The sequence below is a fragment of the Anaerosporobacter sp. genome (assembly GCF_965301125.1).
On sequence record NZ_CBDLAM010000182.1, the window covers coordinates 895 to 7,491 of the forward strand.

General features: G+C 33.0%; 6 protein-coding genes. 4 read left to right on the plus strand and 2 right to left on the minus strand.

Annotated features, from left to right (window positions below; genetic code table 11):
* The first annotated feature begins 93 nt into the window (after positions 1-93).
* Positions 94-1,347 carry a glycosyltransferase gene (locus tag ACW2QF_RS15950; RefSeq protein ID WP_455717000.1) on the plus strand — a complete coding sequence of 418 codons (1,254 nt, stop codon included), beginning with the start codon at positions 94-96 and terminating at the stop codon, positions 1,345-1,347.
* A gap of 10 nt (positions 1,348-1,357) precedes the next feature.
* Entirely contained in the window at positions 1,358-2,443 is a 1,086-nt protein-coding gene (locus tag ACW2QF_RS15955; RefSeq protein ID WP_455717001.1) for a glycosyltransferase, read from the plus strand.
* Positions 2,444-2,501: 58 nt separating this feature from the next.
* Here the strand turns inward: ACW2QF_RS15955 and ACW2QF_RS15960 are convergent, their stop codons facing one another.
* Positions 2,502-3,209, minus strand: a complete 708-nt coding sequence (locus ACW2QF_RS15960) for a DUF421 domain-containing protein (RefSeq protein ID WP_455717002.1) — start codon at positions 3,207-3,209, stop codon at positions 2,502-2,504.
* A gap of 236 nt (positions 3,210-3,445) precedes the next feature.
* Entirely contained in the window at positions 3,446-3,709 is a 264-nt protein-coding gene (gene rpsT / locus ACW2QF_RS15965) for a 30S ribosomal protein S20 (RefSeq protein WP_455717003.1), read from the minus strand.
* Between the two features lie 232 nt (positions 3,710-3,941).
* Between rpsT and gpr the strand changes: the two genes are divergently transcribed.
* Both gpr and ACW2QF_RS15975 read left to right on the plus strand, forming a co-directional pair.
* A complete protein-coding gene (gpr, locus tag ACW2QF_RS15970; protein ID WP_455717004.1) occupies positions 3,942-4,880 on the plus strand; it encodes a GPR endopeptidase in 939 nt (312 codons plus the stop codon).
* 574 nt (positions 4,881-5,454) lie between these two features.
* On the plus strand, positions 5,455-6,597 hold a 1,143-nt coding region (locus ACW2QF_RS15975), incomplete at its 3' end, for a stage II sporulation protein P (protein ID WP_455717005.1).

The following is a 6,597-nucleotide window of genomic DNA, read 5'->3' on the forward strand; positions in this document are numbered from 1 at the left end:
GTCTTATACAGGTAATAGATTAGCTTTGCAATTTCTTAGTATAGGATTATGAGGAGAGGAGATTAGGCAAGCTTATAGCTTGTAAGAATTAGCATGGTGCCAATATATCAAGTAGCGTTATCATTATACGAGCAAAAAAAATATTTTGAATCTATTTTAGTTTTTAAAGAAATTTTAAAGGTTGATAGTAACAAAGATAAAATAGCGACATGTTTCTATATGTCTCTTTGTTATAAGTATTTAGATATGGCTGAGGAACGAATTGCTATTTTATTAGAAAGTTTTAAGTATGATATCCCAAGAGCGGAAATCTGTTGTGAAATTGGAGATTACTATACAATGCTTGAGAAGTATATGGAAGCAATATTCTGGTATCAAACAGCCATAGATTTAGAACCAATAGAGACTTCTGAGTTTTATATAGCTGATTACCGAGGGTATATACCTTTAATTCAATTGTGCCTTTGTTATGATCGGTTAGGTATGGTAGAAAAAGCGATTGAATACAACGAAGGAGCAGGGAAAATATATCCTTTTGCAGAGTCAGTTACTGCTAATCGGATATATTTTAGTAATTTGGTAAGAGAGAACTTGGATGAAGCAATAAAACAGAAACAAGAAATATTGAATACAAGGGAGCGCATTGATAAAAAACAGCAATCAGGGGTATCACTTCTTGTTCCGACAAATAAAGCTAAGTATATGGATAATATATTTGAGAATTTTGATCGAATGGCATACAAGAAAAAAGAAATGATTATTATATTAAACAATAATCAACTTTTAATTGATGATTATAGAAAAAGAGCTAGTTATTATGATAATATTCAGGTTTATCAACTTGATGAAAGCGTAACATTAGGTGAATGTCTGAATTATGGGATAGAACATGCAAAGTATAATTTCATAGGCAAGATTGATGATGATGACTATTATGGGGTGAATTATCTTGTAGACCAAATGAATGTATTTGTGATAAGCGATGTAGCAGTAACTTGTAAATCAAAACGTTTTATTCTGTTTGAAAAAGAAGATGAATTATGGGTCTTTAGAGGATATGGAGAAGATACAATTGTGCCAGGTGGAGCGGGTGGAACAATAATTGCCAAAAGAGAAGTGTTTGATTTGATTTCGTTTCATGCTGTGAATGTTGCAGAGGATGAGGCATTCTTTCAAGACTGTACAGCATTAGGGTTTAAAATATACTCATCAAATAAATTTAATTATCTGTATAAACGCCATAGTAATCAATCAGAACACACTTTTACGGATGCAGATTTATTTTATAAAAGTGCAGCGAAGCAAATCAGCGATACCAATGAGTATATTGAGTATATAAGTGTTTAGAGGTGAGGATATGAATGAGATTAGTCTTTGTATGATTGTTAAGAATGAGGAGGACGTACTTGCCAGATGCCTAACTAGTGTTAGGGACATTGCAGATGAAATCGTTATTGTAGATACAGGTTCTATGGATAGAACGAAGGAGGTTGCCGCTGAATTTTCGGCGAAAATATATAACTTTACTTGGTGTGACGATTTTTCAGCAGCACGGAATTATGCATTTAGCAAGGCTACTAAAGATTTTATACTTTGGCTTGATGCGGATGATGTAATAGAAGATAGCGAACGAGTAAAATTAATAGAATTAAAGAAAACACTCACTGATAAAATAGATGTCGTAATGTTGAAATATAATGTAGGTTTTGATAAAAATGGAAAGGCTAATTTTTCTTTTTATCGTGAACGTATCCTTCGTAGAGTGAAAGATTTTAAGTGGAACGACCCTATCCATGAATATATAGAAATAAATGGTGAGGTTATTATGAAAGACATAGCAATAACCCATCGCAAGGCGCATGCAAAGACAGGGAGAAATCTAAAGATCTATGAAGGTTATATTAAAGAAAAGAAAGAGCTGAGTCCAAGGTCGATGTATTATTATGGAAAAGAATTGTTTGAAAATGAACGGTACAGGGATGCAGCGATACAGTTTGATAAATATTTACAAAAAAACGAAGGTTGGGTGGAAGATAAGATAAGCGCTTGTTTCTTCCTATCCATTTGTTATGAATTGTTAGGTGATAAGGAAAATAGGTTAAGTACCTTATATAGAAGCTTTGATTATGATGTACCAAGATCAGAGATTTGTTGTAGAATTGGCAAATATTTTGAAGAAAAGGAATTCTATTATCAAGCGATATTTTGGTATGAGTTGGCAACAAAACTGAAAAAAACAGATAATTTTATTGGATTTTTACTTCATGAGTATAGTGGTTATTATCCACATATACAGATGTGTGTCTGTTATGACCGATTAGGAAGATACGAGGATGCAAAAATGCATAATGAATTAGCGGGTAAATTTAAGTCTAATGATACTGCTGTAGAATATAATATAGAGTATTTTAAAAAGATGGAATCTTCTACAAATTTAGTTTAAAAATAATTGAAAGGGAGCTGAGTTATGCAAAAACAGCTCCCCTTTAGATATTATAGTGTTATTCAAGGATATCATAACATTCTAAGTTATCTATTTTTTTATAAACATGTAAGGTGTTGTTTCTATCGCAAGTTGCAAGAAAGACCTCTTTTATATCAGTAATGGAATGAGCACTCAATTGATTATTAAGCCAAGTTTCGTTTTTTCCTGTATGTTTGAGATTTTCATGCATAATATTTCCGTCGATGATAACATTTGCCACAAGATATTCTTGTGAAATAGATAATTTCATGTCCTTTCCAGTTAATGGACGTTCATTTGACTTAGGTAAAATACTTAGCTTACCATTGGGTTCAAGGATTATTGTTTCTACAGTTGATAAATCAAAATAGCCAGCAATTCTACATTGGCTTAGGAATTCGCCTATATCTAGCTTGGCCTTTCTTAAGCTTTTTTCATAAATAGTACCATTATCATAAAGGATAGAGGACTTTCCAGTCAATATACGTCGTAGTTTAATTGATTTATTCGTAAGTTCTGAAATTACTATTACAACAAGGGCGTAGACAATCATTGAAACAAAAGGCTTGGTTACATCGGTAAATTCGGATGTTGCCATCTCAGCGGCTATAGATCCAATAGTAATTCCATTAATATAATCAAACATAGTTAATTGTGACATCTCTCGATTTCCCATTAATTTACTAAGAATGAACAATGTAATTATTGAACCTAGAGCAGTAAATATTGCGTGTATAATCTCCATAATATCTCCTATCTTCAATAGGCTAAATGCCTGTGTGCGAATAAATATTAATGTGAATACATTTTTCACATTTTGGACTAAATGTAGTATGCTCCGATAGAAAAATAATATGTAATTGTAATTGTGGAAATAGAAGTGAAGTTGTTGGAAAGACTTGTACGAAAAAAGACCTATCAAATGATAGGTCTAAACAAGCTTGTTATATCTATAGTAAAATAAGCGTGAATAAATCACAATTAAGCAATTTTGTTAACAGCTAAACTTAAGCGAGAGATTTTTCTTGCTGAAGTATTTTTGTGATAAACACCTTTTTTAGTAGCTTTATCAATTTCGCTAATTGCATCTCTTAAGCATGCTTTAGCAACAGCTACGTCACCAGCAGCAACAGCAGCGTCTACTTTCTTAATAGCAGTCTTTACTTTAGATTTAATTGCTTTGTTTCTCATTGTCTTAGTTTCGATAACTTTGATTCTTTTTTTAGCAGATTTAATGTTAGCCAATCCGTACACCTCCAAAAAATAGTTTATATAAAAGTTTTTGTTTCATAATCCCGGACACGGACGTTCTAATGTAAACATACTCATATATTGTAGTATAAGAACGAATATCTGTCAATACATAATTTCGTGATTTATTGGAAAAACTGTGGATGACAATTGATTATCTTTAGTATGTGAAAAATAGAAATATATAATTTTAAATAACATTAACTAAGAAAGGATTATGGATATCATGAAAGAAGAAATCAAGAGAAGTAGTGCAAGTAGCCATGCCAGAACGGATCTTGCATTAGAGGTACGAGAAAGTTTTGAAGAAGATAATGTAGAGATTTCAGGTGTTGTATTAGAAGAGGATTATGTTAAGGATAAGGATATCAAGATAACGAGAGTAATCATTAAAGATAAACATGGAGAAGAGGCAATGGGAAAACCAATTGGAACCTATATAACGATAGAAGCTCCTCGTCTTCAAGAGGATGATGAATCCTATCATGAACCTTTGACTGAAGAAATTGTAAAATATATCAAGGAGCTCCTTGGTGATTATGGGGAAGGTGAAGTACTGATTGCGGGACTTGGTAATCGTGAAGTAACTCCAGATGCACTGGGACCAAAAGTAGTTGATAATTTGTTTGTTACGAGACATCTGATAAAAGAATATGGAGATGAATTCAAGAAAAAAAATCAAATGGAATCCATGAGTGCTATTGCACCAGGGGTTATGGGGCAAACAGGAATGGAAACAAGTGAGATTTTAAAGGGAATAATTAAGCAAACTAATCCAAAATGTCTTATTGCTATTGATGCCCTAGCTGCAAGAAGTGTTTCTAGACTGAATACTACAATACAAATAACAGATACGGGAATCAGTCCAGGCTCAGGTGTAGGAAACCATAGAAATGCTTTGAATGAAGATGGCTTGGGAGTGAAAGTAATTGCTATTGGTGTACCTACAGTAGTTGATGGCGCCACCATAGTGAATGATACCTTAGAGAGATTTCTAGATGGGAAAGGATTCTCTGAAGAAGAGATGGTTAAGTTCATGGCAGAGGTAAGAGAAAAGATGGTTTGTAATATGTTTGTGACTCCAAAAGGAATAGATGATGCCATAAAGAGAATCAGTTATACTATTTCGGAAGCGCTAAATCAATGCTTTTGTCAAACTCTTTAAGTTATAAAGAGTACTTGTGTATTTTTAATGTTGAATGCAAAACTCTATTTACGTGTTCATAGCTTCTTAGCTAATGTACTATGACACGAAACACGCTACACACCTAAGTACTTCTAAGTGTGTACATTAAGGTACTTCCAATGATACAGAACCGTACTAAAGCTGTTTCGCTATTGTTTCTTAGTCATAGTTCATTAGCTAAGAAGCAAATCTACACTGTTCAGAGTTTTGCGTTTCTACTTTATTAATTTACAAGTACGTGTAATTTAATGAATGAATAAACCTCCATCCGTCCTAAGAATACCTATTTGACAATAAAAGGCGTTTAGTTGAATTTAATTGCATATGGTTCATCGAATAATACTTGTTACATAGAATATAATATAAAGAAGTATTATTATAGGCTTAGGGATCAAAAGGACAAAGTGACTCTCTAATACGAAATAAGAAGGGAGGGGAGTGTGAAAGCCTGGCCTTTCACACGGAGATTTTTAATTATACAAAGTCTCCAGACTTTGATAAGTATATGAATGTGACGATTAATAAAAAGAATATGTGGAGTTCTTTACAACAAGTGTTTTGGGTTTTAGTATCCCTTCTTGCTATTATGATTATTATAAAATGTTGCGCTGTTACTACAAAGACAGATTTTACGGATACATTTGAATCGGTTGTTCAAGAGATGATTAGCGATTTGGGGTTATCACTCTATCAAGATCAATCGAATTACCTTTCATACATAGTTGGATCTTCCGTTTTGCCTGAAATTGAAGATAGTAATGCTGTAATTAAATTTATGACAAGCTTGTTTCCAATTCAGCAGTACACAATTTCCGAAAAGATGCAGATGGTTATGAACGGAGATGCCCAAGAAGAAGATACTGATTTTATTGAAGTTATGAAGTTGATGACAAGTGATAGTTTTATGAATCGTAACATAAGTGAAGGAGAAGATGATAATACTCATAGTGGAGACCTTTTAGCGAATAGTGATTTTTCTAATGTTGAAGGTAATCCTAGGGATTCTTACTATGAAGATGATACTACCGCGGTTAGCTCTACGGTAGAGGCCAGTAATAGTCTATTGAAACAGATTCAGACACTTGAAAGTTCAAGGAATTATACATACCTAATCAAGAATTTCTATATTGTAGATTCATCTACCTATACTACGGAGAAAGAATTTAATGTAGATAAGTTATTAGATAAGGATTTGGCTATATCAATTAATTCAGATAAACCACAAGTATTGATTTATCATACACATGCTTCCGAAGCGTTTTCGGATAGTAGGAAGAATAAGGTGGAGGATACTATTGTTGGAGTCGGGGAAGAGTTAACAGAAATCTTAGAAGAACAGTATGGAATTAATGTTATCCATGATACAAGCGTTTATGATATGATGGGAGGAACTTTTGATCGAGGAACAAAAGCATACGATTATTCCCTTAAGGGTGTAACGAAGATCTTGGAAGAGAATCCTTCTATTAAAGTAGTTATTGACCTTCACCGTGATGAGGGAGACAAAAGAGTCACTAAAATAAATGGTAAGGACACTGCACAAATTATGCTATTTAATGGATTAAGTAGGAATGCAAGGGGAGATAATAAATATATCCCAAATGAAAATCTTGTGGGCAATTTAGCATTTAGTCTGCAACTTGAACTGCAAGCTATGAAGGAATATCCTACATTAATGAAGAGAATATATCTAAAG